Consider the following 25667-nt stretch of genomic DNA (forward strand, 5'->3'; position numbering starts at 1 on the left):
CTCCTGCTCGGCGAAGGCGCTCAGCGTTTCGCGGGTGATGGACCGGGCAAGCTCCAGCTCCCAGCCCCGCTCGCGGTGCAGCGCCTCCGCCACCTGGGCCACCGTCCTCACGCCGTCACAGGCGCGCCAGACGGCGTCGGTGCCTTCGTCCAAATCAAAGTAGTAGTTGTCGAGGATGAGGTGCACCTGCCCCTCGGCTCGACGGCGCCGCACTCGCAAGTGCGTGACGGGAACGAGCACGTTCAGGTCCATGGCGCTCATTCCTCGATGACATCCGTGAGCTGGTTGCACAGCCGGATGCACGTCTCCAGATAGGCCTTGAGGTCCTCGGGGCGCTCGCGCAGCCGCGCGCCGTCCGCGAACTGGAGCTCCCAGAAGCGCTTCTCGAACTTGCGCGCCTCCTCGTCTCCACCCGCGGCGAGCTGTCCCAGGATGCGCGTGCGCCACTTGCGGCGGATGTTCGTGCTGCCCCGGTAGTGGCAGAAGGCATCACAGGTGGAGTTGAGCAGCTCCCGCGCGCGCATCAGCGCCACGTCCGGCTGCTCCATCATCCCGTAGAGGTCCTCGAGCGCGTCGTCGACCTCGCGAATCTTCACCTCCAGCAACCACCGCGACAGGCGACGGAAGTCGAAGCGCGAGCGCAGCCGCTCCAGCCGGCTGTCGTGCATCAGCGCCACCCCCGTGCGTACGCGGTGCAGGAAGACGATTTCGTCCTCCGTCATCCGCCGCTCCATCATCACGTTGTCCCGCCCGCCCTCCTGCAAGTCCAACGCGGCGAGCTTCGCGGCGAGCACCTCCACCGACGCCTCGCTCCAGTACTCGAAGTCCACGCGGCGCTTGCCGAGCATGTGCACGGAGAAGAGCGCGTCCCCGGCCTTGTGCAGGCTGGTGCCCGTCGGCTCACCCCCGCCGACGATGAACACGTCGATGTCGGAGAAGGCATTGCCCATGCCCTCCACCAGGGAGCCGGACAGGAACACGGCGGCCTCGACCGCGGGCGTCAGCGACTCGAGCGCCAGCAGCTGGCCGAGGTCCACGCCAAGCAGGTTCATCATTTCGTCACGCGAGGGCTGAGTCATGAGGGCGGCGACACCAGAAGCGAGAAGAGGAAGGAAGGCGCGAGCCGGGTTGAGTGGCCCGCGCCTCCCCTGCATGAACCTCAACGGCTCACGCGGTCAGCCTTCACTTGCGAATCACAGCACCGGGAAGACGCGGCCCGGCCCGACGATGATGGGACCCGTGATGATGGGACCCGTGACGATGGGGCCGGGCAGCGTGACCACGGGACCCGGGATGGTGGAGATGGAACCACCGACGACGCACTTCATGGTGTCGGCGGACAGCTTGATGGCAACGCTACGGGGCTTGTTCATGGTGTTGCTCCTTGATGGGTCTTCGTTCACTGCGTGCTGCGTGCTGCACCTGGCGCGGCCACTCGGCGCCGCTGAACTCGGAAGGAAGCGCTCACGCCACGCGGCGCGTGTCGCGACACGGCGGCCATGCGAGGATGGCCACCTGGAACCGGGAGGTCCGTCGATGCGTGCCGCTGTGCCGACACCCCTGCTGCGCGTGGGGCTCAACAAGGTCGCCCTGCTGCGCTCGTCGCGCGGCGGCGCCGTGCCGGATTTGACGGAGGCCGCGCGCACGCTCATCGAAGGCGGCTGCCGCGCGCTGATGGTCCACCAGTGGTCCGACCACCGGCACGTGAAGCCCCACGACGTCACCGCGCTCGCCGCGCTGGCTCCCGTGCGCGAAGGCCTCGCCACGCTGCATGTCGGCGGAGACCTGCGCGAGGACCTCGGCGCGCTGCTGGAGCGCACCCCCGGCGTCGGCTGCTGGGTGGTGACCCCCTTCGAGGCCCAGCACCTCACCACCCAGCGCGGCTGGCGCCCGGAGGATGACCAGCCCCGACTGGCGCACTGGGCACGAACCCTGAGCGGACACACGCGCATCTCCGTGTTCGTGGACCCGGAGTTGGAGGCCGTGGACCTGGTCGCCCGTGCCGGCGTCGCCGCCGTCGAGCTGAACTGTCGCGACTACGTGGAAGGCTTCGGCACGCCCTCGCAGGAGCGCGCGCTGGAGGCACTCGCGCGCGCGGCGGACCGGGCCCGCGAGCACGGCCTGGACGTCAATGCCGCGCATGACCTCGACAAGCGTCATCTGTCTCCGCTGATTCGCGCTGTACGCCCCACGCTCGTCTCCGTGGGTCATGCCTTCGTGGCCGCCGCCGTCATCGCGGGCCTGCGGGCGGTGCTGCCCGGCTTCCTCCACGCGGCCTCGGAGGAATGAGCACTTCCTCGTGGCGCGCGTCATGACGCCGCCTCGACGGACCGAGGGGCTCCTCACGGTGCGCGTCATGACCCCACCTCGCTCCGGGTGCCGTGACGCTCCAGCGCCTCCGCCAGCATCCTCACGCCCGTGGCATGCAGCACCATGGCGATGTCCTCGGTGCGCGGATTCACTGGCGCCAACTGGAACGGCGCGTTGGCCAGGAGCAGCAGCGGCGTGACGAAGTCACACCGCACGCGCCATTCAGTGTCACCTCGGGCCAGCGCTCGCGCGGGCAGCTCCTCGTCCAGCCACGCATCCAGCGCGGCGAAGCGCTCCAGGGCGGGCCGCGCCCACAGGGCCCAATCCCAGGACAGGCCCTCACCGCTGTCCGTCACCCGGGCCGCGCCCGCGCGCACCAGGTCGTAGAGCCCGCTCGTGCAGGTGCGCAGCTTGGCCAGGTCCTCCAGGTAGTCGCTGTCCGAGTCCCCCGTGGCAGTCGAACCCCGCGGGTCCAACAGCAGGAACCGGCCCGTGGCCGGCTCCAAGAGGACGTTGTCGAACTTGAAGTCGCCGTGGAACCGTCCCACGCGAGGCGGGTTCAAGCGCTCGAGCAGCGTCGTGTCCCGCTCCAGCGAGCGCACCAGCTCGGCGGCGCTCCGGTGAAGCCGGCCATTGATTTCCAGACTCCCCGCCGCACACAGCCGGTCGAAGCGCGCGGACAGGCCCCGGCCCGCGCTGGCTCTTCTCCAGAACTTGTCCACATAGCTGTCGTGGAAGAAGCCCTCGGGCGCGGGCCGCTGGTGGTCCGCGTAGAGCGCGTCGAAGGCGAAGGACACGAAGCTCCGCGTGCCGCTCACGGCCTCGCCCACCGTCAGCGTTCCGTCCACCAGCACGCGCGACAGCTCCGGCCACGGACAGAAGTCCATGTCGTACTCGGCCCAGTCCGCGCCGGTGCGCACCTCCAGCACGCGAGGAAAGCGCTCCGCCGCGCGCGGAGGCAGCGCCTCCAACCACGCGACTTCTCGCAACAGCTTGTCGCGCCCGTGCGTGGCCCGCTTGGTGATGCGGCTGCCCGACACGCGCACGTCGCGCACCACTCCGCGCCAGTCGCCCTCGGCTCGCGCGCCGCTCATACGCCCGCCTCCCGCTGGTGCCGGAGGACATCCAGTCCCTCCGAGAGGGAGAACGGCGCCTTCAGGCCCAGCGCCGCCAGTCGCGTGGACGCCAGCCGGTTGTCGCGAGGACGCACCGCGAGCGACGACTCCTTGCGCGTGCGCACCAGCGACACGTCCAGGTTGAAGGCATGGGCCAGCCGCCGCGCCCACGAGTACTTGGTGGTGGCCTCGCCGCCGCTGAAGTGCAACACGCCCCGCACGCCGCCCCCGGCGAGCCGCGTCAGCAGGCCCGCCACCTCATCCACCAGCACCGGGTAGCGCACCTGCTCGCCATCCACGTACACGGGCTGTCCCGTGGCCAGTTGCTCCAACGTGGACGTGACGAAGGTGGACTTCTCGTCCGGCCCCGTGAGGCCGTAGAGCAGCGGCACACGCAGCACCAGCGCGTCCTCCAGCGTCAGCGCGAGCAGCTCTCCCTCTCGCTTGGTGACGCCGTAGTGCTGGAGCGGCCGGGGCTCGTCCGTCTCCACGTACGTGCGAGCGGGGGCGCCGTCGAAGACGTGGTCGGTGGACACGTAGAGCAGCCGCGTGCGCGTGCGTCGGCACGCCTCCACCACGTTGCCCGTGCCTCCCACGTTGATGTTCGTCGCGGCGGACCGGTGACGCTCGCAGTCGTCCAGGTTGCAGCGCGCCGCCGCGTGGATGCACACGTCGAAGTCGCCCTCCGCGAAGGCGGTGTCCACGGCGCGCGCGTCGGTGATATCCAGGCGCATCAGCCCCTGGCGCGGCGTCGCGCTCCAGGTGCCCCGGGCCTGGACTCCCTCCATCCGCAGCGCGCGCATCAGCCTGCGCCCCAGAAATCCGCTGGCCCCCGTGACGATGACGTTCATGGCTGGCTCCCCCGTGTCCCCATCGCCGCTAGAGCAGCGAGAGAGACGCGCCCCCGCTCGTGCCCAGTCCCACGCCCAGCAGCGCCAGCCGGTCCACGCCCGCGCGCGGCCCCGGGACTCCGCACTTCACCGCCGCCACTTGCGTCGCGAAGCGCAGCGCCTCACCAAAGCCCTGCCCCGACTGCACCGCCGCGATGTAGCCCGCGTGGAACGCATCCCCCGCGCCCGTGGTGTCCACCACCTCGCAGCGCTCCGCGGGGACGCGGTGGTGCTCACCCTCGGCCGTCCACCCCTCGCAGCCCTCCGCGCCCAGCGTGCCCACCACCACGCGCAGACCTCCGGCCAGCAGCGTCCGCGCGGCGGCGGACAGCTCACGCTCCCCCGTCAGCTCACGCAGCACCTTGCCCGGCGCCACCAGGCTGGTGAGGTACGGCAACAAAGGCCGCGCCTCGTCGGCCACCTCCGCGTCCGCCAGCACCGGCAGCCCCAGGGCCCGCGCGCGCTTCGCCAACGCCAGCGAGAAGGCGGGCTCGTGCCCGTCCAGGTACACCAGGCCACACTGCTCCAGCGGCGCGGCCTCGGCCGGAATGCCATCCATGCGCAGCCGCGCGTCCTTGTGCATGACGAGCGAGCGCGTGCCGTGCGTGGTGTCCACGACGATGGCCGCCGAGTGCTGCGGACAGTCCGCCACCGTGAGGCTGCCCTCCACCACCACGCCGGACTCCACCAGCGAGCCGCGCGCCAGCCGTCCGAAGTCCCCGCCGCCGAAGACGCCGAAGTAGCGCGTGCGCACGCCCAGCGCGCCCAGCATCGCCGCGACGTTGGCGCCCTGCCCGCCGCCGAAGAAGCGCAGCCCGTCCGCCTGCACCTTCCCGTCCGTCACCAGCGCCTCGCGCGTGGAGAAGACGATGTCCACCGTGTTGTTTCCGATGACGAGCACTTCCATGGCGCCCTCCCGTGCCTGAATGGCCTCACCCTTCCCGGTGCTCCGCCTGCCGCTCACCGAGCCCACCTAGCGAGCCACCGCCGGCCGCACCTGCGCCGGGGCCTCCGCATGCAGTCGGCGCAGCACGTCCGTGGCGATGCGCTCGGCCACCTGCTCCGGCCGCAGCTCGCTGGTGTCCACCACCGTCCAGCGCTCCTCCGCGGGCAGCAGCGACACGAGGAACTCGTCGTAGGCCTGGTGCCGCTCCGGGTTGTCGCGCAGGTACGTGTCCCGCACCGACTTGGAGGGACGCAGCAGCGCGCGCTCCCGCTTCACCTTCGGCGTGGACGTCAGGTAGTAGTTGAACGCGAACGGCAGGTGCTCATCCCAGATGAGCTGGCTGGGCAACCCCGGTACCTCCGGATGGAAGAAGCGGTTGCGCCCCACCTGGCTGAGCCAATGTCTGTCCTGGACGAGGAAGCCCGACGGCAACCCACGGTGACAGCGCGCCAGGTCCAACAGGATGTTCGCCGAGTAGAACCAGTCAATCTGGAGCAGGTCCGGCGTGCGCTTCGCCTCGGCCAGGAAGTGGTCGAGGATGGGCATGTCGAACACGTAGCAATGTCCCAGCCGCGCCGGCAGTCCCGCCGCCGTCAGGCGCGCGCCCAACAGCTTGCACACCGTCGTCTTGCCCGCGTAGTCCGTGCCTTCAATCAGCAGTCCATGAATCATCGTGAGTGCCTCGCTCGGACTTCAGGGTTGGAGGACGACCTTCAGCGCACCCGCGGGAGCGCCCTGACGCCGGGCCCCCACGTCGCAGCCCACCAGCGCCAGTCCCTCGCGGAACGACGCCAACGGCAGGCGGTGGGAGACGAGCCTTCGCGCGGGCACCACGCCCGAGCTGATGAGGTGCAGCGCGGTGGCGAAGCTGCCATCCAGCGAGTCGATGGAGCCCTGCACGGACAGGCTGCGGTCCGCGATGCCGCCCACGTCCAGCGCCACCTCGTGACGCTTGAGGCCCACCAGCAACAGCTGCCCGCCGCGTGACAGCTTCGACAACGCCTCACCGGCCAGCCGCCCCGTGGTGTCCACCACCACGTCCAGCGGCGTCGCATCCGAGGCGTGGCGCGCGCAGACCTCGTCCAGTGACTCGGCCACCGTCCAGCGCCGGTCCACGACTTCGCGGCACAGCTCGCGCCGCGCCGCCGAGCGCTCCACCAGCGTCCCCGTCAACCCCAGGCCCGCCAGCACCCACGCGTACAGCACACCCATGGGCCCGCCGCCGAGCACCACCGTGCGCAGCGAGGGACGCAGGCGCAGTTGATTGGCGCCCGTGACGGCGCAGCTCAAGGGCTCGGTGAGGCTTGCCTCCTCGAAGCCCACGTGCGCGGGCAGCGTGTAGAGGAAGCGCTCCGTCGTCTTGTGCAGCGGCGCCATGGTGCCGTCGGCGCTGACGCCCGTCTCCGTCTCCCCCTTGCGCTGGCAGTGGTTCTGCCTTCCGGTGCGGCACAGCCGGCACTGGCCACAGTGGAAGGTCGGGTCGATGACGACGCGGTCCCCCACCTGGACATGGCGCACGGCGGGGCCCACGGCGACGACCTCGCCCGAGGACTCGTGGCCCAGCACCACCCCGGGCTTCGCCGCGTACTCACCGCCGATGATGCCCAGGTCCGTGCCGCAGATGCCGGTGGCGCGAACGCGCACCATCACCTCGTCGTGCACGGGCGCGGACGGCTCGGCGCGCTCGCGCAGCTCCAGCTCCCAGGCTGTCGTGTACACCACTGCCCTCATGTGCTCCCCCTCGAGTCCCCGACTCAGCCCACGTCCGCGAGCGTGCGCGCCAGCCGCGCCACGATTTCTTCCAGGTCGTCCTGCGTCGCGATGAGCGGAGGCCGCACCTTCACCACGTTGCCGAAGCTGTACCGGGAGCCGCGCAGCACCAGCTGGTGCCGCTCCCCCGCCACGCGGATGAGCGCCAGCGTCTTCTCCACGTCGGGCGAGCCATCCGCGCGAACAATCTCCAGGCCCCACATGTACCCGAGACCTCGCACGTCACCGATGCACGGGAAGCGCGTGGCCAGTTGGTTCAGCAGCTCTCCCAACACGATGCCGTTGCGCCGCACGTTGGCCAACAGGTGGCCGGTCGTCATCGCCTTCAGCGTCGCGGACGCTGCGGTCAGCGCCAGCGGATTGCACCCCGAGGTGAAGGAGTGCTCGTGGCTCTCCATCACATCCAGCGCGCCCTCGAACAACACCGCCGCCACGGGGATGCCGATGCCGCCCAGGCCCTTGGCCAGCGTGACGATGTTGGGCTTGAAGCCGAGCGCCTCCGAGGCGAACAGGTGCCCGGTGCGCCCCATGCCCGTCTGCACCTCGTCCGCGATGAGGAGGATGCCCCTCTCCTCACACAGCTTGTTGAGTGCCTGGAAGTAGCCAGGGGGCGGAACCACGTTGCCGCCGTTGCCCAGCACGGGCTCCACCAGCATGCACGCCACCGAGCCGCTGCTCGCGTACTCGACGAAGTCGCTGATGCGCTCCACACAGAGCATCCCGCAGCCGGGATACTTCGCCTTGTAGAAGCAGCGATAACAGTACGGCGCCGGCACCTTCACCGAGTGCGGTGACACCGACTCCGGGAAGCCCTTGCGACGAAACGCATTGCCCGAAATCGCCGTGGTGAACTGTGTCTGTCCATGGTGCGAGAGGAAGAGGCTGAGGATGTCCGTCTTCCCCGTGGCCTTCTGCGCCACCTGCACCGCGCACTCGTTGGCGGTGGAGCCGGTGATGTCTCGCATCCACCCGGCCGTCAGGTGCGCGGGCGCATGCGCGAGCAGCTCCGAGAGCACCTGCTTCGCCTGCCCCGCCATCAGCGAGGAGCTGGCGTGCGCCATGCGCCGCAGCTGCTCCATCACCGCGTTCGTCACCTCCGGGTGGTCATAACCGAGAGGTACGTTGAAGGTGCCGGAGGCCGCGTCGAGGAAGGCCGTGCCATCCTCGCGGATCAACCGGATGCCCCGCCCCCGCACGAACTCCTCGGACGAGCGAGTCCCCGCCGACGCGACTTCGGACGCACCCTCTCGTACATCCGGTCCCTCCCCAGAGAGGACCTTCAGGTTGAGATTGGACAAGCGTGTTCCCCCAACGGCGTGAAACGTCCCCCCTTGGACGTTTCAAATCCCCGCGCTGCTGGAGAGTGAACGGACCCTCGAAAATTCCTTCGGTGAATCATCGGGGGTTGGCCGCGCGAAGCCATCCAGCCAGGATGTCTCACCATGAAGATGGAGCACGTGGAGCAGACGCTGGAGCGCATCGCCCGCGAGGCGCAGGCCACGCCGGGGGGCCTGCTGGCGTTCGATGGAGACGGCACGCTGTGGAGCGGTGACGTCGGCGACGACTTGTTCATGGCCGTGACGGGACACGACGCCGTGCGCGACGAGGCCCGCCCCCGGATGGAGCAGGTGGCCGCCGCTCACGGCCTGGAGCTCGCGGGAAGCAACAGCACGCTGGCCCGCAGGTTGTTCACCGCCTTCCAGGCCGGCCGAATCCCGGAGCACGACATCTGCGAGATGGCGACGTGGCTGTTCGCTGGCTGGCAGGTGGAGGAGCTGCGCGCCTTCGCTCGCGGCGTGGTGGAGTCACACGGCGTGGCCGAGCGCGTCCACCCGGAGGTCCGCCTGGTGGTGGACTGGGCCCGCGAGAAGGACATCCCCTGTTACGTGGTGAGCGCCTCGCCGCTCGCCGTCGTCGAGGCCGCCGCGCGCGTGGTGGGCATCCCCTCCGAGCAGGTCATCGCCAGCACCCCCCAATCCTCGGGCGGCACGGTGCTGCCGGACATCATCGCCCCCATCCCCTACGGCCCCGGGAAGGTGACGTGTCTGAGGGCGCGCACCGAGCGGCCCCTGTACGCCGCCTTCGGGGACAACGTGTTCGATTTGGAGCTGCTCACCGAGTCCCGGGTGCCTGTCGCGGTGCGTCCCAAGCCCCGCCTGCTGGAGCGCGCGGACCGCCTGCCCCCGCTGGTCCAATTGCACCCGGTGACCACCCGCTGACAGCGTCGGGTGGGGAACGCGTCCGGAGAGCTTTTGGCGGCGCCCGCCAGCGCGGACGTGCTAACTGGAGGGCGCCTGCACTTACTCGGAACATCCGCCACGGAGAGACACAGTCATGCCGCTCATCGCCCTGCGTCCCCTGCTCGACTACGCCGCCGCCAACAACTTCGGGGTCGCCGCGCTCAACGTCAACAACATGGAGCAGATCCAGTCCATCATGGAGGCCGCTCGCGCAACCCAGAGCCCGGCCATCATCCAGGCGTCGCGCGGTGCGCGGAAGTACACCAATGACTTGTTCCTGCGGAACCTGATGCAGGCCGCGGTGGAGCTCTACCCGGAGATTCCGGTGGTCATGCACCAGGACCACGGCAACTCGCCGGAGACGTGCATCAGCGCCATCCGCATGGGCTTCACCAGCGTGATGATGGACGGCTCGCTCGAAGACGACGGCAAGACGCCCTCCACCTACGAGTACAACGTCGCCGTCACGCGTGAAGTCGTCAACGTGGCCCACCGCTTCGGCGTGTCGGTGGAAGGTGAGCTGGGCGTGCTGGGCTCGCTGGAGCACGGCATGGGCGAGAAGGAAGACGGCCACGGCGCCGAGGGCAAGCTGACGTTGGACCAGCTCCTCACGGACCCGGACCAGGCGGTGGACTTCGTCAACCGCACGGGCATCGACGCGCTCGCCGTCGCCATGGGCACCAGCCACGGCGCCTACAAGTTCTCCCGCAAGCCCAGCGGCGACGTGCTCGCCATGAGCCGCATCGAGGAGATCCACAAGAAGATCCCCAACTGCCACCTGGTGATGCACGGCTCCAGCTCCGTCCCCAAGGAGCTGTGCGACATCATCAACGCCAACGGAGGTCGCATCAAGGAGACCTACGGCGTGCCGGTGGAGGAGATTCAGCGCGGCATCCGCGCGGGCGTGCGCAAGATCAACGTCGACACCGACAACCGGCTCGCCATCACCGGCGCCATCCGCAAGGCCTTCATGGCCAAGCCGGAGGAGTTCGACCCGCGCTACTACCTGACCCCCGCGCGCGCGGCCATGCAGGCCATCTGCGAGGAGCGCATGAAGCAGTTCGGTCAGGCGGGCCACGCGAAGAAGGTGCCGCACGTCACGCTGGAGCAGATGGCGCGCGACTACACGGCCGGCAAGTTCGGCGACAACGCGCGGCCCGACACCGTCGTCGGCACCCAGAAGAAGTAGTCCAGCGCGTCGAGCAGCTTCGGGGGAGGACCGCCGAGCGTGGCGGCTCCCCCGAGTCGTTTCGTCAGGCGGCGCTGGCTCACTTCTCTCCCGCCAGCGCGGTCGCCATGTTCTGCGTCTCGTTCTCCACCTGGTAGTCGGCGATGACGCGCCGGCCCTCCTTGGGAGTCTGCTTCAGCCTGAGCGCCTCCAGGCTCAGGGGCACCACCGCGCCCTCGTCGGGCTGGACGTAGAGCACGCTGCCCTCCAGCGCCACCACGTCACCCTCTATCACCTGGGTGCGCTTGGGGTCCGGTGTCAGCTCCACGTCGGGCCCCTGGACGATGCGGGTCATGCCCTGGGTGGGCGTGACGTCGGCGCCAATCATGCCGCCCAGGTTCAGCGGGGGCACGTTGCCGGCGAGGTTGCCCGTCAAATCCAGTTCGGGCTCCAGGCTCCGCTGCTCCGTGGCGGTCCCATTGGGGACCTCCGCCAGGCCAATGGTGGGTGACAGCAGCGCGGCCAGCGCCGGGGCCACCCAGGCGATTCGCTTCCATCGGCTGGACATCATTCTTCGCGTCATGACTCGTACTCCGGCTGGGGGTCCTTGGACCCGTCTCCCCCGAAGGTAGGCCACGACGTGGCGCTCACGCCTGGACCGTGCCCCGGCCACCTCCCTGAGGGACAGGCCACCGCTCCCACCGAGTGTTCAGCCGGCGAACGCCAACGCCCCAGGGCGTCTGGAACAGGCTAGGGTGCACCCGCAGGGCCCGGCGGGCGCCCTCCGGATGGAGGAAGCGCCAGGGCTCCATCCGCGCCGCACACCGGCGCCCATCGCGCCGTACACCGGCGCCCTATCGCAGAGGCCGCACGTGAACGGTCGCACCAACGAACACCGCATCGCCCTTTTCCTCGACTTCGAAAACCTCGTCACCAACACCGGCATCAGCGCCTCCAACTTCGACCTCCAGCCCTCGCTCGACCGGCTGCTGGAGAAGGGGAAGGTCGTCTTCCGCCGCGCCTACTGTGACTGGTCCCGCTTCAACGAGGCGAAGATGGGCCTCCACCGCTTCGGCGTGGAACTCATCGACGTGCCCCCCTCCACGCGCGCGGGGAAGAACGGCGCTGACATGCGCCTGGTCATCGACTCGCTGGAGCTGTGCTACGCGCGGGAGAGCATCGACACCTTCGTCATCGCCTCCGGCGACAGCGACTTCTGTCCGCTCGCCTACAAGCTGCGTGAGAACGGTCGCACCGTCATCGGGCTGGCGGTGAAGGAGTCCACCTCCCCCCTCTTCGTCAACGCGTGCGACGAGTTCATCTACCTGCGCACCACGCGCCAGCGCTCGGAGAAGGGCGACAAGGACAAGGGTCGCCACGCCACCGAGGAAGTGGGGCACGGCAAGCGGGGCCGCCATGGCCGCGACGCGGGGGGCAAGGCCAGCAAGGCCGAGGCGGAGAAGGCCGCGCCGTCGGGTGGCAAGAACCACTCGAAGACGGAGGTCCCCGAGATTGCGCGCGAGGTGGTGCAGAACCTGATTGCCCGCGCCACCGGCCCGGTCAATCCCTCGCTCATCAAGGAGACCATCGTCCGCAAGGAGCCGGACTTCGACGAGCGCGAGCACGGCTTCCCCACGTTCGCCAAGCTGCTCGCCGCGCTGGAGACAGAAGGCGTGCTGCGCCGCATCCAGCAGGGCCGTCAGTGGTACGTCGTCGGCCCCGATGCGGACCTCGCCGGTGGCAGCGAGGCCAAGAGCGAAGGCAAGGGCAAGAAGCAGGGCCGGGGCCGCAATACCGAAGAGTCTGAAGACGAGCTCGAGTCCTACCCGGACCCCGAGGAAGACGACGGGCTCTGAGTCTCAATCGGAGAGATGGAGTTGCAGCTCCGAAAGAAGACTCCATCCACGAAGAACAAGGGGTTACAAACAACCCCCTGGCATCTGTAACGTGATGGGCCACAACTCGAGCCACGTTGTGACTTCGTTTGTCACATTGATTTCAGGCGTTGCCTGAAAGGCTTCGAGGACTCAGTTGGCACGTCCACTGCTCTGTGCGGGGTAGCCGGTTCTTCATCCCCCACCGGCTTCACCGCAGAGCAGGAGTCCACATGTCACAGGGTCATTTCCGCCGCCGCCTCACCCAGGCGCTGGTGCTGATGGGAGCGCTCGGCGCTCCCACCGCCCTCGCCGCCACGCACGAGGCGAGCGACGCGCGCAACCACGACGCCCGCGTCGCCCGCAACCTCGGCCTGAAGAAGGGCGTGAGCGCGCTGCAGCAGGACAAGGAGTCTGCGCTGCGCCGCAGCGTGCCCGAGCTGCGCGTGGAGCACGACGCCTCCACCGGCCTGGTCCGCTCGCTCGTCAACCCGGTGGGCGCGCTGTCCGGCCGCAGCAGCGGCGACGCGCTCGCCGTGGGCCTCTCCTTCGTCCAGGCGCAGCGGGAGCTGCTCGGCCTGGAGCTGACGGACCTGGCGAACCTGGAGGTCACCGACCGCGTCTACTCGCGGCAGAGCGGTGTCACCCACCTGTACCTGCGCCAGACGCACCAGGGCCTGCCGCTCTACAACGGCCAGCTCCAAATCAACGTGGACAGCGAAGGTCGCGTGCTCAGCGTGCACAGCGACTTCCTGCCCGCGCTGGCCCGCGCCGTCCCCAGCACGCAGCCCCGCCTGGGCGCCGCCGCCGCCGTCTCCGGGGCCGCGCGCCACCTGGGCCTCAAGTCGCTCACCGCGCCCCGCGAGTTGGAGAAGCAGGCCGGCCCGCGACAGCTCACCCGCGTGGAGCAGACGGGCATCTCCCTGGAGCCCATCGACGCGCAGCTCGCGCTGCTCCCCGTCAACCAGGGCGACGCCCGGCTGGTGTGGAACTTCCAGGTCCACACGCCGGATGAGCAGCACGTCTATGACATGACGGTGGACGCGACGACGGGCGAGGTGTGGACGCGCTTCGACTGGGTCGCCTCGGATGCCTACTCCGTCTATCCGCGCCCGGTGGAGAGCCCCAACCACGGCCTGCGGGTGAGCGTGCTCAACCCCGCCAACCTGACGGCCTCCCCCTTCGGCTGGCATGACACGGACGGCGTCACCGGCCCCGAGTTCACCATCCACCGCGGCAACAACGTCCACGCCTACGATGACGCGGACGCCAACAACCTGCCGCCCACCACCCCGCAGCCGGACTGCGGCCCGTCCATCCTCTGCAGCTTCCCGTTGAACCTGGCCAACGCGCCCGGCACGTACATCCCGGCCGCCGTCACCAACCTGTTCTACTGGAACAACATCATCCACGACATCCAGTACCAGTACGGCTTCGACGAGCTGTCCGGCAACTTCCAGGTCAACAACTACGGCAACGGCGGCCTGGGCAACGACGACGTGCGCGCCGAGGCGCAGGACGGCACCAGCGTCAACAACGCCAACTTCCTCACGCCGCCGGACGGCCAGCGTCCGCGCATGCAGATGTACCGGTGGACCACCACCACCCCCAACCGCGACGGTGACCTGGACAGCGGCATCATCGTCCACGAGGCCGGCCACGGCATCTCCAACCGCCTCGTCGGCGGCCCCAGCAACGTGTCCTGCCTCAACAACGCGCAGGCGCCGGGCGAGGGCATCAGCGACTTCCTGTCGCTCGTCTACACCGCGCGCGCCACGGACACCGGCCCCCAGGGGCGCGGCATGGGCACCTACGCGCTGGGTCAGGCGACGACGGGCCTGGGCATCCGCGCGCAGCGCTACAGCACCAGCCAGCTGGTGAACAACTGGACGTACGCCAGCATCAACGGAATGGCCGTCCCCCACGGCGTGGGCTCCGTGTTCGCCCAGGCGGCGTGGGAGGCGTACTGGGCGCTGGTGGACCGCTGGGGCTTCAGCACCAACCTCTACAACGCCGCGGGCACCGCCGGTAACCAGCGCATGATGCTGTACTTCACGGAGGGCCTGAAGAACACGCCCTGCAGCCCCACCTTCACCCAGGTGCGTGACGGCATCATCGCCGCGGCGACGACGCTGCACAGCGGTGAGGACGTCTGCCGGCTGTGGACGGCGTTCGCCGCCTTCGGCCTGGGCAGCGACGCGGTGTCGGGCACCCCCAGCAGCACCTCGCCCACCAACGGCTTCGCGGTGCCCACCGCCTGCCGCACGGACGTGTGGGGCAAGGACAAGCCGTGGGACACCGGCAACGAGCCGGACGCGGCCACCGCGGGCAACGGCATGTGGGAGAGCGAGGACATCTGGGTCCGCAACTCGGCCACCCCCGGTCCGCACGAGAACCCGGAGTTCGGCCAGACGAACTACGTGCACGTGAAGGTGCGCAACCGCAGCACGGTGGACGCGCACAACGTGGTGGTGAAGCTGTACGGCACCAACGCGGCCACCAGCACCTCGTGGCCGGCGGGCTGGACGGAGATTGGCCAGACGACGCTGGTGCACCTGGCTGGCGGCGCGGATGACGAAATCGTCGTGCAGTGGAGCCCGCCCTTCCAGGGCCACTACTGCCTGCTGGCGCGGCTGGTGACGCCGGCGGACCCGATGACGTTCGTGGAGATTGGCAACCCGGACTACAACACGCGTCAGAACAACAACATCATCTGGCGCAACACCAACGTGGTGAACATGGTGCCGTTCGGCTTCTCCAACGCCACGTTCATCCTGCGCAACACGCTGCGCGAGGACCGCCTGTTCAACGTGCGCTTCCGCGAGCTGGCGACGGACGGGAAGCGCCCGTTCATCGCGCGCGGCACCATCATCGTGGACCTGGGCGCGGAGCTGACGGCGCTGTGGAAGGCCGCCGGCGGCAAGTCCGAGGGCATCGAGCAAGTGGGTCAGACGCAGTTCCGCGTCGCCGACCCGACGCGCGCGGTGTTCCAGATTCCCCTCAAGCCGCTGCAGGAGTTCAACGTCGGCCTGGAGTTCAAGGACGACGAGTTCACCGGCAAGCAGACGGAGGACTTCGAGCAGTTCGACTTCGCGGCCGTGCTGGAGGACCCGTCCGCTGACGGGAAGACCCGCGATATCGGCGGCGTGACGTACTACCTGCGCGTGGCGAAGCAGTAAGCCCCTCGCCAGCCGCTTGAAATGAATGAGGCCGGGTGGAGCCGTTCGGGCCACCCGGCCTTTTCATGTCCGCTGACCGGGGTCAGCGGGTTCGTCGGCCCCGAGGCTCGGGGCCCGGAGACTCGCTCAGCTCAGGACGCCGCGCGGGGCGTGGTCGCCTCGCACAGGTGCTCCAGGAACTCGGGCAGCAGCGCGGAGGAGATGATCCACAGCTTGCCCTCGCCCAGGTCGGCCAGGGCGGCGCGCTCGACGTACTCCACGCACGTGGACTCCACGTAGTGGACGAAGACGCGGCGACCGCGCGGCCGGTACCACTCCGCCGCGTGCGCCAAGAGCGCCAGCATGGCCTGCTGTGCCTCCGGCAGCGCGTCATCCACCAGCGGGAACAGGCGCACGCCGTCCAGCACGTTGAAGAGGTTGAGGCCCGGCTGCGCGGACTCCAGCACCGCCAGCGCGACAGGGCGACCGTCGACACGGGCCACGCGCAGCTCGCGCTCGCGGCCCAGTCCGGCCTCGCCCCACTTCGTCCTCGCGCGCGACAGGTCGAAGCGCTCCTCCACCAAATCCAGCGCCTCGCGGTAGGCCACCGGACGGGTGCGCTCCACTTCCTGGAAGAAGCGCGCGCGCTCGGCTTCGGTGGGCACCGCCACCTCCACGTCCGAGGGCACCTCCCACTGGCGGTCGACCTCCGCCTCCATCAACCGGAAGGGCGTCAGGCTGGCCTGGCCGGTGTGCTCGTACCAGCTGGCGAAGTCGAACTTGGTGAAGCGCACCCAGCGCACGTTCGCCTCGCAGAAGGCGATGAACCACTTCACGTCCGGGTCCACCTGCGTGGGCTCGTAGCCGCGCAGGTAGATGTCGCGCAGCGCTTCCCGCGCCGAGGAGCGCTGACCGGGCACGGCCTGACGCGCCAGCTGGTGCGCCATCCACGTGCCCTCGTACGGCTTCACCACGGACAGCGTGGCCTCCAGCGAATCACCCGACGGGCGCACCACCCGGTAGCCCAGCCGCGTGCGGCCCTCCAGCCGCTCCTGCGTGGCGTCGAACCAGGGGCGCTCCTCCGTGAAGTCCTCCTGCGACTTGCCCGGCAGACCGAAGTAGCCGGAGCCCTGGAAGAGCTTCCACGTCGCGTCGCCCCAGTCGCCCTCCACGCGGGTGGACGGGTGCATCTGCGCCTCCACCAGCGCGCGCCACGCCCGGGCACCCTCGGCGTCCAGCGGACGCACGGACATGCCGCACCGACGTCCCGCCGCCGTGCCGGAGATGTTGCGAACCTCCGCGCGCAGCCGAACCGGCGCCAGGCCCTCCATGGCCACCTCGAGCACCGGCTGACGCAGGCCCGGATACAGGAGGTCCTCGCCCGGCTCGGTCATGAAGGCCAGGCCCTCATAGGACAAGTCGAGCACGGGCCGCTTCACGTGCACCTGCGGCCACATGGGGTGGTTGAAGGACAGCGTGCACGTGCTGCTCGGCGGCGCGCGACGCAGCCAGCGGTGGCGGTAGCGCACCAGCTCCGAGGGCACCGGCATCACCACCCAGCCGTCCTCCTCGCGCGCCTCCGTCACCTCCAGGTGCACCACGCTGCTGTAGCCGAAGGCCTCCACCACGAAGGGGCCGCGAGGCATGGGGCCATCGAAGCGCCAGCCCATCCGGTCCTGGAGCGCGTCGAAGGAGACCGCCGTCACGGAGACCTTCTGCCCATCCGCCGTGCGCGCCATGCCGCGCGCCTGACGGCCCGCGAGCGCATCGCAGATGCGCGCGACGCGCTCCTTGCGGTCGATGCGCTCCTTCCACACCGGCCTCGTCTCCGGCGGCAACAAGAGGCCGTTGTCGCGCAGCGCCTCCAGCACCGTGACGATGCGACGACCCGCGTCCAGCGGCGGCGACACGAAGCGGAGGCTGACCTCCGGCTTTCCGCCGCGCACCTCCATCACCTCCGCGTCCAGCGACGTCGCCCAGCGCTCACCCTGGCCCAGCACCACCGAAGCGGCCTGTCCCGGACGCGGCATCGCGTTCGAATCCAGGCTCAGCGTCAGGTGCTCCAGCGAGAGCTGAATCAGCCGGCCCGCCGCATCGCTGTTGCCGTTGCCAAACGAAGCCACCGCGGTCAGCTCCGTCCCCACCCGGTAGCCGAGCACCGACTCCCGGCCGCGCGTCCCGTCCCGTGTGTCCGCCTGCATGCCAGCTCCGTTGTGTGAATGGAGACGATTGTACGACGTCGGGCGAAAGGAAGCAGTCCCCCGGTATGCGTACCACCAGGGTGAACCGGGGTTCATATAGCCTGGGCACTCTCAAGAGTCTGGAAACTTGTTCTCCAGTACAGGCGCAACGGAACCACATCAGGCGTGTGGCGCCCCTGGGATTCAAGGGCAGCGCGGCTCAATGGACCATGACAGACCGTCCGAACCGGCGTCGGGTCTGCTTCCGCCCACGACATAAACGCGTCCGTCGACACCGCCCACCAGGGCATGTCCCCGTCGAGGTGTCGACAGAGAGACGGCGGGGGTGAAGCGCTCCGAGGCCGGGTCGAACCATGCGGCAGCCGCCCCTTCCCTGTCCTCGACGTACACCCAACCGTTGCCCGCTCGAACCGCGCGCGGCGCGCCCCGGGGTGCATCCATGGAGGACAGCTCCCGAACCCGCACCACCCCCGCATTCCGCTCCAGGAGGAATGCGCGCGAGGACGCGACGATGCCGGCTTCTCGTCCGCCGAGAATCAGCGCCCGGCCCGACTTCAGCTCCACCACCGCGGGCGACGTGAGCGAGGTGGGCAGGAGCGGCCCCGCGCCGAGCAGTCCTGGTGGCGCCACGACATCCGTCCGCTCGGAGGGAGGAGCGCTCGCGCAGCCTCCGGCGAGCACGAAGGCGTCTCCCAGCATCGCGCCTCCCGCGGGACACCTCAGGGAGAGCCGGCCCAGCGACGCCCAGGAGCCCGCCTCCTCGCCGCGCAGCGTCATGCGGATCGCCGTGTCCATCGAGGGCCGGGTGCTCCCGCCCATCGAGATGGTTCCTCCGGCGATCAACCCCTCCCCTTCAAGCCGGCCCGCGAGCGCGCCACGAATGCCTATCGGTGGGGTGAAGGGGATGCGGGTGGTGCCGCCATCGGCGTCGAGCCGCTCGGCGCTCGGTTCGAGCTCGTCTTCCTCGCGCACGCCGCCGAGCACCACCACCTGGCCATCCTCCAGCACCAGCGCGGAGGCCTCCGCGCGGGGCACGGCGAGGTTGCTCGCCAGGAAGCGGCTGGTGGCGGGGAAGAAGATCTCCACGGTGGAGACGGGCTTGCCCGAGTCGTCGCGGCCTCCCACCATCACCAGCGCTCCGGCATGAGGGCCGGTGCCAGGCGCGACGACCAGGGGGTCCGAGCGGCGCGCGAAGCCCGGGCGCTCGGAGATGACGCCGGTGACGCCACCGGGACAGGCGCAGACGCTGTTGGCGCAGACGAGTCCTCCGGGCTGGCAGCTGGCGCCCACGCAGTCCGGGTCCGCGCAGTCACCGAGCCCGTCACCGTCGTCGTCCACGCCGTTGTCGCAGGACTCCACGGGAGGGCCCGCGTCCGGGGTCTCTGGAATCGCGGGCAGGGTGAGGGACAGCCTGGCGCCGGAGCCGGCGGTGAGCGCGGCTTCACCGGAGGCGGTGGACTGGATGATGCCGGCGCGCTCGGCGGTGGCGCGCACGGAGACGCGGGTGCCCTCGGGCGTGGCGGGGCCGGACTCGAAGTTGAAGGTGGCGGGGAGCCGGAGCGCCGCGCCCTCCAGCGTGGCCACGGCGAGGGGCACGCCGTCGGGGAGGGAGGCGATGACGGACAGCCGGTCGAAGTCCACGCCGGGCGTCAGGGGCCCGTCCACCACCACATGGACACCACCGGGCGTCTTCTCGCACGCGAGCAGCGTCGACAGCAGAGCGAGCGTCAGGACTCGAAACGCGGCACGCATGGGCCGCACTGTAGTGCAGCCCGGCGCGCGAGCCAGGGCCCCCTCGAGAGAGAGTGTCCTCCGCGTCGTCCCGACACAGGGCTCCCCGAGCGTGTCCTCCTCCCAGGCCCGGCGCGGAGCCTCCCGAAGCGGGGGCGCCTCGCGAACGAGAGAGCGGGCGTGCCTTCCCCGCCTCGCCGCGATGGAACGCCGTCCCGTGGCGGGTTAGTGGAGGGATTCCTTCCCGTTCCGAGGCCCCATGCCCCTGTCCACCCTCTGCCTGCGCTGCGGCATGTGCTGCGACGGAACCCTCTTCACCCACGTCTCGCTCCAGCCAGAAGAAGCCCAGGCACTGGAGCGGCGCGGAGTTCCCATCGACCGGCGTGAGGATGGTGCCCCCGCGCTCGCGCAGCACTGCTCCGCGCTGGATGGGCGCACCTGCACCGTCTACTCGGACCGCCCCGCCAGCTGCCGCCGCTACCACTGCCAGCTCTTCGCCGCGCTGTCGGAGAAGGAGGTCACGCTCGACGAGGCGCTCGGCATCGTGGACCAGGCCCACGCATGGGTGGACGCCATCGCACGCGAGCTGCCTCCCGCGACTCCGGAGGAGCCCCGCTCGGTGATGCAGCGCGCCCGCCGCGCGGCCCGGGCCCACCCCGAGCAACCCCTGTCCTCCAAGGCCCAGGACGCCTACGCGAGCGCCGAGTACCACCTCGACAAGCACTTCCGCGGACGCTTCGGCCGACGCTGACGACCGCGGGAATCCGGGTGCCTCGGGGGTCCGCGTGGATACGATGGGGCCTCTGGCTTCAGCGCCCTCACGAGGTCCCTTGCATGAAGACGCAGCTCCCCGCTCTCGCCGTGACGACCTTCGCGCTGCTCGGCGCTCCGCTGGCCCTGGCCGGTGACGAGCTCCCCACGCAGTCCGCCTCCGCCGACCTGAACGGCGACGGCAAGCCGGAGGCCATCGCCGTGAAGTGGAAGGACGGCGACGCGGAGTTCGTCCTCACCGCCGGCCCCGCCACGGTTCGAGGCAAGACGGACTCGGAGGTCCACGGCATCTCCATCATCGACGTGGACAGCAGCGACTCGCGCAAGGAAGTCGCCGTGCACACGGGCATGACGGACAGCGACCAGCTCACCACCGTCTATGCCTTCGACGGCAAGAGCCTGAAGGCGCTGGGCAACGTCCACGCCCTCACCGAGGTGAAGGGCAACGGCATCATCCTCTCCGACACCTGGGAGACGTTCTGGAACCGGCGCGACAAGTTCGCCCTGGATGCCAAGGCCGGCAAGCTCAACCCGGTGCCGCAGGAGCTGTTCTACGTGGGCCAGGAAGCCACCGTGCGCGAGGGCTTCCCCATCACCCACTCGCGCACCGACAAGAAGCCCGTCGCCACCCTCGCGGCGGCCTCGAAAATCCTGGTGCTCGCCGCCGCGCCCGTCCCCGTGCAGGGCGGACGCTTCACGTCCTACGTCTACCTCGTGAAGTCCTCCACCGGGCTGCTCGGCTGGGTGAGCCAGGACACGCTGCTGGCCAAGACGGAGGGCCTCACCATCGCCGGGTAGTCCCGCTCACCGGGACACATCGAGCGACGCGCGCGCGAGCAGGGCCTCCTCCAACAAGGGCAGGCGCTCGTCCTCGGGCCGGGCCTGACGCAGCCACTCCAGCGCGCGCTTCGCCCGGCCCAGGTCTCCCTCGAACACGAGGAAGCCCGTCGCCTGCAAGCGCTGCTCGGCCGTCGCATCCGGCGCGCCCAGCACCGCCTCCCAGCTCAGCGCCGCTTCATGTGGCGCGCCCAGCTCCTGGAACAGCTTCGCCCGCGTCTCCGCCATCGACGCGGGCTCCGCCACCCCGGGAGCTCCTCGCGGGAGCCTCGCCAGGGTGTCGCGCGTGCGCTCGAACAACCCACGCAGCTCTGGGATGACCGGGTCCCCCGAGGACAGCGTCTCCAACTGCTGGAGCCGTGAGAGCGCGGCCTCGAAGCGCCCCGCCCGCGCCAGGGCCATGGCGAGGTTGAGGTGTCCTCTCCGGTAACCCGGTTGCTGTCGCACCATGTTCTCGAAGAGGGAGATGGCCTCCTCGTGCTGGCCCAGCTTCGTCAGGCACAGCGCCAGGTTGTTGTAGCCCTTGATGCCGGTGAGCCGGCTCTTCTGGCGCACCGACTGACGCAGGTGTCCGAGCGCCTCCTCGTACCGGTGCGCCTCCATGTAGAGCCCGCCGAGCTGCTGCTGGACAAAGGCGTCCTCCGGGCCCGACACCTGCTCCGCCACCCGCCACAGCCGCAGCTCGTCCATCCAGTCGCGGTTGCGCAGGTGCGTCGCTCCGGTGAAGGCCGTCAGCGTCACGAGCGACATGCCCAGCGCCACCTTCGGCCGCGTCCGAGCGGCGCGCTCCAGTGGTGCCGCCAGCGCCACCGCGAGCATCGCCACGGGCACATAGAGGAAGCGGTCCGAGGCCAGCGTGTGCAGGCCCAGGGGAATGGCGTGGAGCACCAGCGCCAGCGCGCACGCCCCCGCCGCCAGCGCCGCCTTCTCCAGCGGCGTGAGCTTGCCTCCCCACTTCCACACGGCCAGGCCCAGCGCGACGAGGACTCCCACGCCCAACAGGACCCACGGGAGAGGATGTTCACCCAGGACGCCCTGCTGGAGCCGGGGCCGCAGCGCGGCCACCAGCATCACTGCGTAGTGCCCCAGCGCGGCGAGCCCCGCCTGGACGCGCTCGAACAGCGACAGCCCCGACGTGGCGCCCGCGTCCAGCTCCCGCACGTCCGAGCGCAGCGCGTTCAATCGCAGGCCGCCATACAGCGCGAGCGCCGCTCCCATGGGCAGCAGGTTGCGCACGGCCTGTCCAAGACTTCGCTCCCGCGCGCGCACGGCGGACAGCTCCAGCACGGCGAGCCCCACCACCCCGGCCACCGCCACCTCCTTGCAGAGCAGGCCCAGCAGCACCAGGCCCGCCGCGCCCCAGCGTCGCGAGGCCTTGTCCGAGCGGTAGACGAGCAGCGCGCCCAGCATGAAGACCGCGGCCAGCACATCCGTGCGACCGGAAATCCAGGCCACCGACTCCGTCAGTCGCGGGAAGACGCCGAAGGCCGCCGCGCCCACCGCCGCGCCCCAGGGCGAGGCCCCCGTCCTCCGACACAGCAGGAACACCCACCCCACCACCACCAGGTGGAAGAGCAGGTTCATCAGGTGGAAGCCCTCGGGCGCGCCCGCGAAGAGCGCGTGCTCCACCGCGTACGCGAGCGTCACCAGCGGCCGGTAGTAGCCGCGCGAGACGCCCATCGGGTCGCTCCAGAACATCCGCGTGAAGTAGTCCGTCAGCGGCGCCAGCTCGCGCACCACCTGCTGCTCCTCGATGAGCGAGTGGTCGTCCCAGACGAAGCCGCCTCGCACCGCGTTGCCGTAGGCGAGCGCCACCAGCAGCAACGGCAGCAGCACGGCGCGGCGTCGCAAGCGGGCGCGCGCGTCCTCGGCGACGGGAGGTGAGGGTTCGCTCATGGAGAGAGAGGGAGTCTATCCCCCTCGTTCCTTCAGGGGGGCGGGCAGGAAGGCATCCCCCCGCCGTGCACCCGCCTACTCGACCAGGGCCAGCTCCACGCGGCCGAGCTGCTCGTCCGTGGAGGCCACCTTCACCTTCACCGGCATGCCCACGGTGAAGGTCCGCTCCTTGCCCACCAGGGACAGCTCGCGCGCGTCCGGACGGAAGGGGCCTCCTCCCGGCAGTCCCTCCGCCGGCAACATCCCCTCCACCAACATGCCGTCCAGCTGCGCCACCAGGCCGAAGGGCCGCACCCGGACGATGCGCGCGGAGAACTCCTTGCCCACGTGGCCCGCCAGCCACCGCGCCTCCAGCACGTGGTGCCGGTCCGCCTCGGCGCGACTCGCGGCGCGGGCCCGCGCGTTGATGTGCACGGCCAGCGTCTCCACCGCCGGGTCCTCGTCCAGGTAGTCGCGGCGGCCGTGCAGGTAGCCCTTCAGCGTGCGATGCACCGCCAGGTCCGCGTACCGACGGATGGGCGACGTGAAGTGCAGGTACAGCGGCGCCGCCAGTCCGAAGTGCGGCCCCGGCTTCACCGTGTAGCGCGACGGGCCCAGCGAGCGTCGCAACACCGAGCGCAGCGCCGGCTCCGCCGCGGCGCCCGCGATTTGCCGGTCGAACGCCGTCAGCGCCAGCGGCGTCAGCTCGCGCCCGAAGCCCGCCGCGAAGCCGGAGTGCTCCGCGAAGGCATTCAGGTCCGCCACGCGAAGCGGGTCCGGCTGCTCGTGCACGCGGTACACGCCCGGCAGGCCGCGCACCAGCATCCACATGGCGATGGCCTCGTTCGCCGCCACCATGAAGCGCTCAATCATCCCGTGCGCGGACGTGGGCTGCTCGCTCACCAATCCGGAGACCTCGCCCGTGGCGGCGTCGAAGGTGAACCGCGCTTCATCTCGCGCGAACTCCATACCGCCGCGAGCACCACGCGCCACCGCCAGTCGCGCCGCCGCCAGCCGGAACCACGGCATCACGTCCCGCACCGGCTCCATGGGCGCTGACACCTGCCCCCGGTCCAGGAAGGCCGCGACCTCCTCGTAGTTCAGCCGCGCCCAGGAGCGGATGACGCTCTCGTAGACGTCCGCCGCCGTCACCCGGCCCTGCGGGTCGATGCGCAGCTCCACCGTGAGACAACGGCGCTCCTTGCCCGGCACCAGGCTCAGCCAGTCCGAGGACAGCGACTCCGGCAACATGGGAAGCACGCGCCCCGCCATGTACACACTGGTGGCCCGCTCGCGCGCCTGCAGGTCCAACGCGCTGCCCTCCTTCACCAGCTCGCTCACGTCGGCGATGGACACCAGGAGCCGCAGCGCTCCGTCCGGCCCCGCGGGCAGCACCGAAATCGCGTCGTCGATGTCTCGCGTGGACGGCGCATCCACTGTCACCGTCGGCACGTCGCGCAAGTCCCGCCGCGCGCCCACGTCGTGCGGCACCTCGCGGGCGACTCGCGCGTCCTCCAGCGCCTCTGGGGAGAAGTCCTTGTTCAGCGCATGCCGGGCGATGATGCGCTCCAGCGAGCGGTCCTCCCCGGGCTCCACCTTGTAGAGCAGCGCGAGCTTGCCCTCGTGGATGCTCGCCACCACGGCGTCACCGTGCTGGACGCGCGTGGTGCCCGCATCCAGGGCCCAGTCCGCGTTGCCTACCTCGCGGTCGATGCGCAGGAAGAACGCCCCCTTGCGGGCGACGACTTCACCGTAGACGCGGGTGCGGGGCCGCTCCACCAGCGTCAGCCCGCTGGCCGTCCAGCGCCCATCCGCGGCCGCCGTCACGGTGCCAGTGACGATGTCACCAGCCAGCAGCGGGTTGAGGTCCGGGGGTGGAATGAAGGCGGACAGCACCTCTTGCGTGCCGGGCGCCTGCACGGTGAGGAAGCCGAAGCCCCGGGGGTGGACGTCGATACGGCCGGTGACGGAGCGGGGAGAAACAGAAGTGTCCATGGAATCTTGAGAACCTTGGGAGCGCGTCTTAGCCCAGGTCCACCGAGGGACGGGCAGGAGGGACGCGCGGAATGTGAAGTGAAAGGGGCAGTCCCGGGGCCGACTCGAGTGAGTGGCCTGTGCTCGCCAGGGACCGCGAAAAGTCAGCGAACGTCCCGCTGGACGCGGCGCGCGACAGGCTCCTGACGCCCCTCCCCCGGCCTTCAACCCGCCGGGTACACCTCCGTCACACATGGCATCGCGCGAGACTCTCTTCACGGAGGGTGCGTCCCGCGAGGAGCGCGGAGTAGGGTGTCCTTTGGCGGTGGCGAGCGAGCCCCGCGTCCTTCCCGACGGGCACCGAATGAAGACCGAGCTTGGAGTCCACCTGGGTTTGTCCGCGCGCGCGGCCCGCAGGAATCTGGGACTGACGCAGGCCGCCGTCGCCCAGCGGCTCGGCGTGGCCCGCGAGGTGTACGCCCGCCTGGAGCGCGGCCACATGCTCCCGAGCATCCACACCCTGCGGGGCCTCTGCACCGTGCTCCACGTGCCTCCCCACGCGCTGCTCGCCCTGGACGCCTCCATCGAGACGCCCCCCGGCCGCAAGCGCCCGCCCCCGTCCACCCGCGCCGAGCCCCCCGCCCTCGTCGACCTCCAGAAGAACCTGCGCGGCCTGTCCCGCTCCGACTTGCGCCTCCTCAACGCCCTCGCCGTCACCCTCCCCGCCTCTCCCGCACGGCGACGCTCTTCTCCCGAGGACTGAGAATGTGAATTCACGGCAAAGTCAGAGATGTCGATATTCATGGA

The 25667-nt window shown here is 70.2% G+C and carries 22 protein-coding genes; 8 read left to right on the top strand and 14 right to left on the bottom strand.

The window, feature by feature from the left end:
• The 3 genes from ACN469_RS21810 to ACN469_RS21820 all read right to left on the bottom strand — a co-directional run.
• On the bottom strand, nt 1-252 hold a 252-nt coding region (locus ACN469_RS21810; RefSeq protein WP_498770668.1), incomplete at its 3' end, for a PqqD family peptide modification chaperone.
• Between the two features lie 5 nt (nt 253-257).
• Nucleotides 258-1079 carry a hypothetical protein gene (locus ACN469_RS21815; RefSeq protein WP_498770669.1) on the bottom strand — a complete coding sequence of 274 codons (822 nt, stop codon included), beginning with the start codon at nt 1077-1079 and terminating at the stop codon, nt 258-260.
• 114 nt (nt 1080-1193) lie between these two features.
• Nucleotides 1194-1373 carry a hypothetical protein gene (locus ACN469_RS21820; RefSeq protein ID WP_498770670.1) on the bottom strand — a complete coding sequence of 60 codons (180 nt, stop codon included), beginning with the start codon at nt 1371-1373 and terminating at the stop codon, nt 1194-1196.
• A 163-nt stretch (nt 1374-1536) separates the two neighbouring features.
• Between ACN469_RS21820 and ACN469_RS21825 the strand changes: the two genes are divergently transcribed.
• Entirely contained in the window at nt 1537-2289 is a 753-nt protein-coding gene (locus tag ACN469_RS21825; RefSeq protein WP_498770671.1) for a pyridoxine 5'-phosphate synthase, read from the top strand.
• Between the two features lie 65 nt (nt 2290-2354).
• Here the strand turns inward: ACN469_RS21825 and ACN469_RS21830 are convergent, their stop codons facing one another.
• From ACN469_RS21830 to ACN469_RS21855, 6 genes are all read right to left on the bottom strand, one after another.
• Nucleotides 2355-3404 carry a hypothetical protein gene (locus ACN469_RS21830; RefSeq protein ID WP_498770672.1) on the bottom strand — a complete coding sequence of 350 codons (1050 nt, stop codon included), beginning with the start codon at nt 3402-3404 and terminating at the stop codon, nt 2355-2357.
• Nucleotides 3401-4276 carry an SDR family oxidoreductase gene (locus ACN469_RS21835; RefSeq protein ID WP_498770673.1) on the bottom strand — a complete coding sequence of 292 codons (876 nt, stop codon included), beginning with the start codon at nt 4274-4276 and terminating at the stop codon, nt 3401-3403. The genes ACN469_RS21830 and ACN469_RS21835 overlap by 4 nt, the downstream gene beginning before the upstream one ends.
• A gap of 28 nt (nt 4277-4304) precedes the next feature.
• Nucleotides 4305-5222, bottom strand: a complete 918-nt coding sequence (locus ACN469_RS21840) for a carbohydrate kinase family protein (RefSeq protein ID WP_498770674.1) — start codon at nt 5220-5222, stop codon at nt 4305-4307.
• 66 nt (nt 5223-5288) lie between these two features.
• On the bottom strand, nt 5289-5933 hold the full coding sequence (locus ACN469_RS21845) for a hypothetical protein (protein ID WP_498770675.1): 645 nt from the start codon (nt 5931-5933) through the stop codon (nt 5289-5291).
• Between the two features lie 21 nt (nt 5934-5954).
• Nucleotides 5955-6992 carry a zinc-dependent alcohol dehydrogenase gene (locus ACN469_RS21850; protein ID WP_498770676.1) on the bottom strand — a complete coding sequence of 346 codons (1038 nt, stop codon included), beginning with the start codon at nt 6990-6992 and terminating at the stop codon, nt 5955-5957.
• Between the two features lie 23 nt (nt 6993-7015).
• The gene (locus ACN469_RS21855) at nt 7016-8329 is read right to left on the bottom strand and encodes an aspartate aminotransferase family protein (protein WP_498770677.1); all 1314 of its coding nucleotides are present in this window, start codon (nt 8327-8329) and stop codon (nt 7016-7018) included.
• A 144-nt stretch (nt 8330-8473) separates the two neighbouring features.
• Here ACN469_RS21855 and ACN469_RS21860 point away from each other — a divergent pair, with 144 nt between their 5' ends.
• Both ACN469_RS21860 and fba read left to right on the top strand, forming a co-directional pair.
• Nucleotides 8474-9250, top strand: coding sequence for an HAD family hydrolase (locus ACN469_RS21860; protein ID WP_498770678.1), 777 nt, complete (start codon nt 8474-8476; stop codon nt 9248-9250).
• A gap of 115 nt (nt 9251-9365) precedes the next feature.
• On the top strand, nt 9366-10460 hold the full coding sequence (gene fba, locus ACN469_RS21865; protein WP_498770679.1) for a class II fructose-bisphosphate aldolase: 1095 nt from the start codon (nt 9366-9368) through the stop codon (nt 10458-10460).
• Nucleotides 10461-10539: 79 nt separating this feature from the next.
• Here fba and ACN469_RS21870 read toward each other — a convergent pair whose 3' ends face one another.
• Nucleotides 10540-11022, bottom strand: a complete 483-nt coding sequence (locus ACN469_RS21870; protein ID WP_498770680.1) for a hypothetical protein — start codon at nt 11020-11022, stop codon at nt 10540-10542.
• 289 nt (nt 11023-11311) lie between these two features.
• Between ACN469_RS21870 and ACN469_RS21875 the strand changes: the two genes are divergently transcribed.
• Both ACN469_RS21875 and ACN469_RS21880 read left to right on the top strand, forming a co-directional pair.
• Complete coding sequence (locus ACN469_RS21875) at nt 11312-12295, top strand: NYN domain-containing protein (protein WP_498770681.1); 984 nt, start codon at nt 11312-11314, stop codon at nt 12293-12295.
• A 251-nt stretch (nt 12296-12546) separates the two neighbouring features.
• A complete protein-coding gene (locus tag ACN469_RS21880; protein ID WP_498770682.1) occupies nt 12547-15492 on the top strand; it encodes a M36 family metallopeptidase in 2946 nt (981 codons plus the stop codon).
• 131 nt (nt 15493-15623) lie between these two features.
• On the opposite strand, the gene ACN469_RS21885 is transcribed toward ACN469_RS21880, so the two are convergent.
• The gene (locus tag ACN469_RS21885) at nt 15624-17672 is read right to left on the bottom strand and encodes a PilZ domain-containing protein (RefSeq protein ID WP_498770683.1); all 2049 of its coding nucleotides are present in this window, start codon (nt 17670-17672) and stop codon (nt 15624-15626) included.
• A gap of 183 nt (nt 17673-17855) precedes the next feature.
• Nucleotides 17856-19424, bottom strand: a complete 1569-nt coding sequence (locus tag ACN469_RS21890; RefSeq protein ID WP_498770684.1) for a Kelch repeat-containing protein — start codon at nt 19422-19424, stop codon at nt 17856-17858.
• Between the two features lie 238 nt (nt 19425-19662).
• Here ACN469_RS21890 and ACN469_RS21895 point away from each other — a divergent pair, with 238 nt between their 5' ends.
• Nucleotides 19663-20154, top strand: a complete 492-nt coding sequence (locus tag ACN469_RS21895; RefSeq protein ID WP_498770685.1) for a YkgJ family cysteine cluster protein — start codon at nt 19663-19665, stop codon at nt 20152-20154.
• Nucleotides 20155-20237: 83 nt separating this feature from the next.
• Nucleotides 20238-20972 (top strand): hypothetical protein, encoded by a 735-nt coding sequence (locus ACN469_RS21900; protein WP_498770686.1) that lies wholly within the window; start codon nt 20238-20240, stop codon nt 20970-20972.
• A 6-nt stretch (nt 20973-20978) separates the two neighbouring features.
• Here ACN469_RS21900 and ACN469_RS21905 read toward each other — a convergent pair whose 3' ends face one another.
• Together ACN469_RS21905 and ACN469_RS21910 are read right to left on the bottom strand one after the other, a co-directional pair.
• Complete coding sequence (locus tag ACN469_RS21905; protein WP_498770687.1) at nt 20979-22907, bottom strand: tetratricopeptide repeat protein; 1929 nt, start codon at nt 22905-22907, stop codon at nt 20979-20981.
• A 75-nt stretch (nt 22908-22982) separates the two neighbouring features.
• Nucleotides 22983-24881 (bottom strand): ribonuclease R family protein, encoded by a 1899-nt coding sequence (locus ACN469_RS21910; protein WP_498770688.1) that lies wholly within the window; start codon nt 24879-24881, stop codon nt 22983-22985.
• A 343-nt stretch (nt 24882-25224) separates the two neighbouring features.
• Between ACN469_RS21910 and ACN469_RS21915 the strand changes: the two genes are divergently transcribed.
• A complete protein-coding gene (locus ACN469_RS21915) occupies nt 25225-25623 on the top strand; it encodes a helix-turn-helix transcriptional regulator (protein WP_498770689.1) in 399 nt (132 codons plus the stop codon).
• Nucleotides 25624-25667: the final 44 nt, after the last annotated feature.

It is taken from the genome of Corallococcus terminator (assembly GCF_049194865.1).
In the GTDB taxonomy this organism is placed as follows: domain Bacteria; phylum Myxococcota; class Myxococcia; order Myxococcales; family Myxococcaceae; genus Myxococcus; species Myxococcus terminator_A.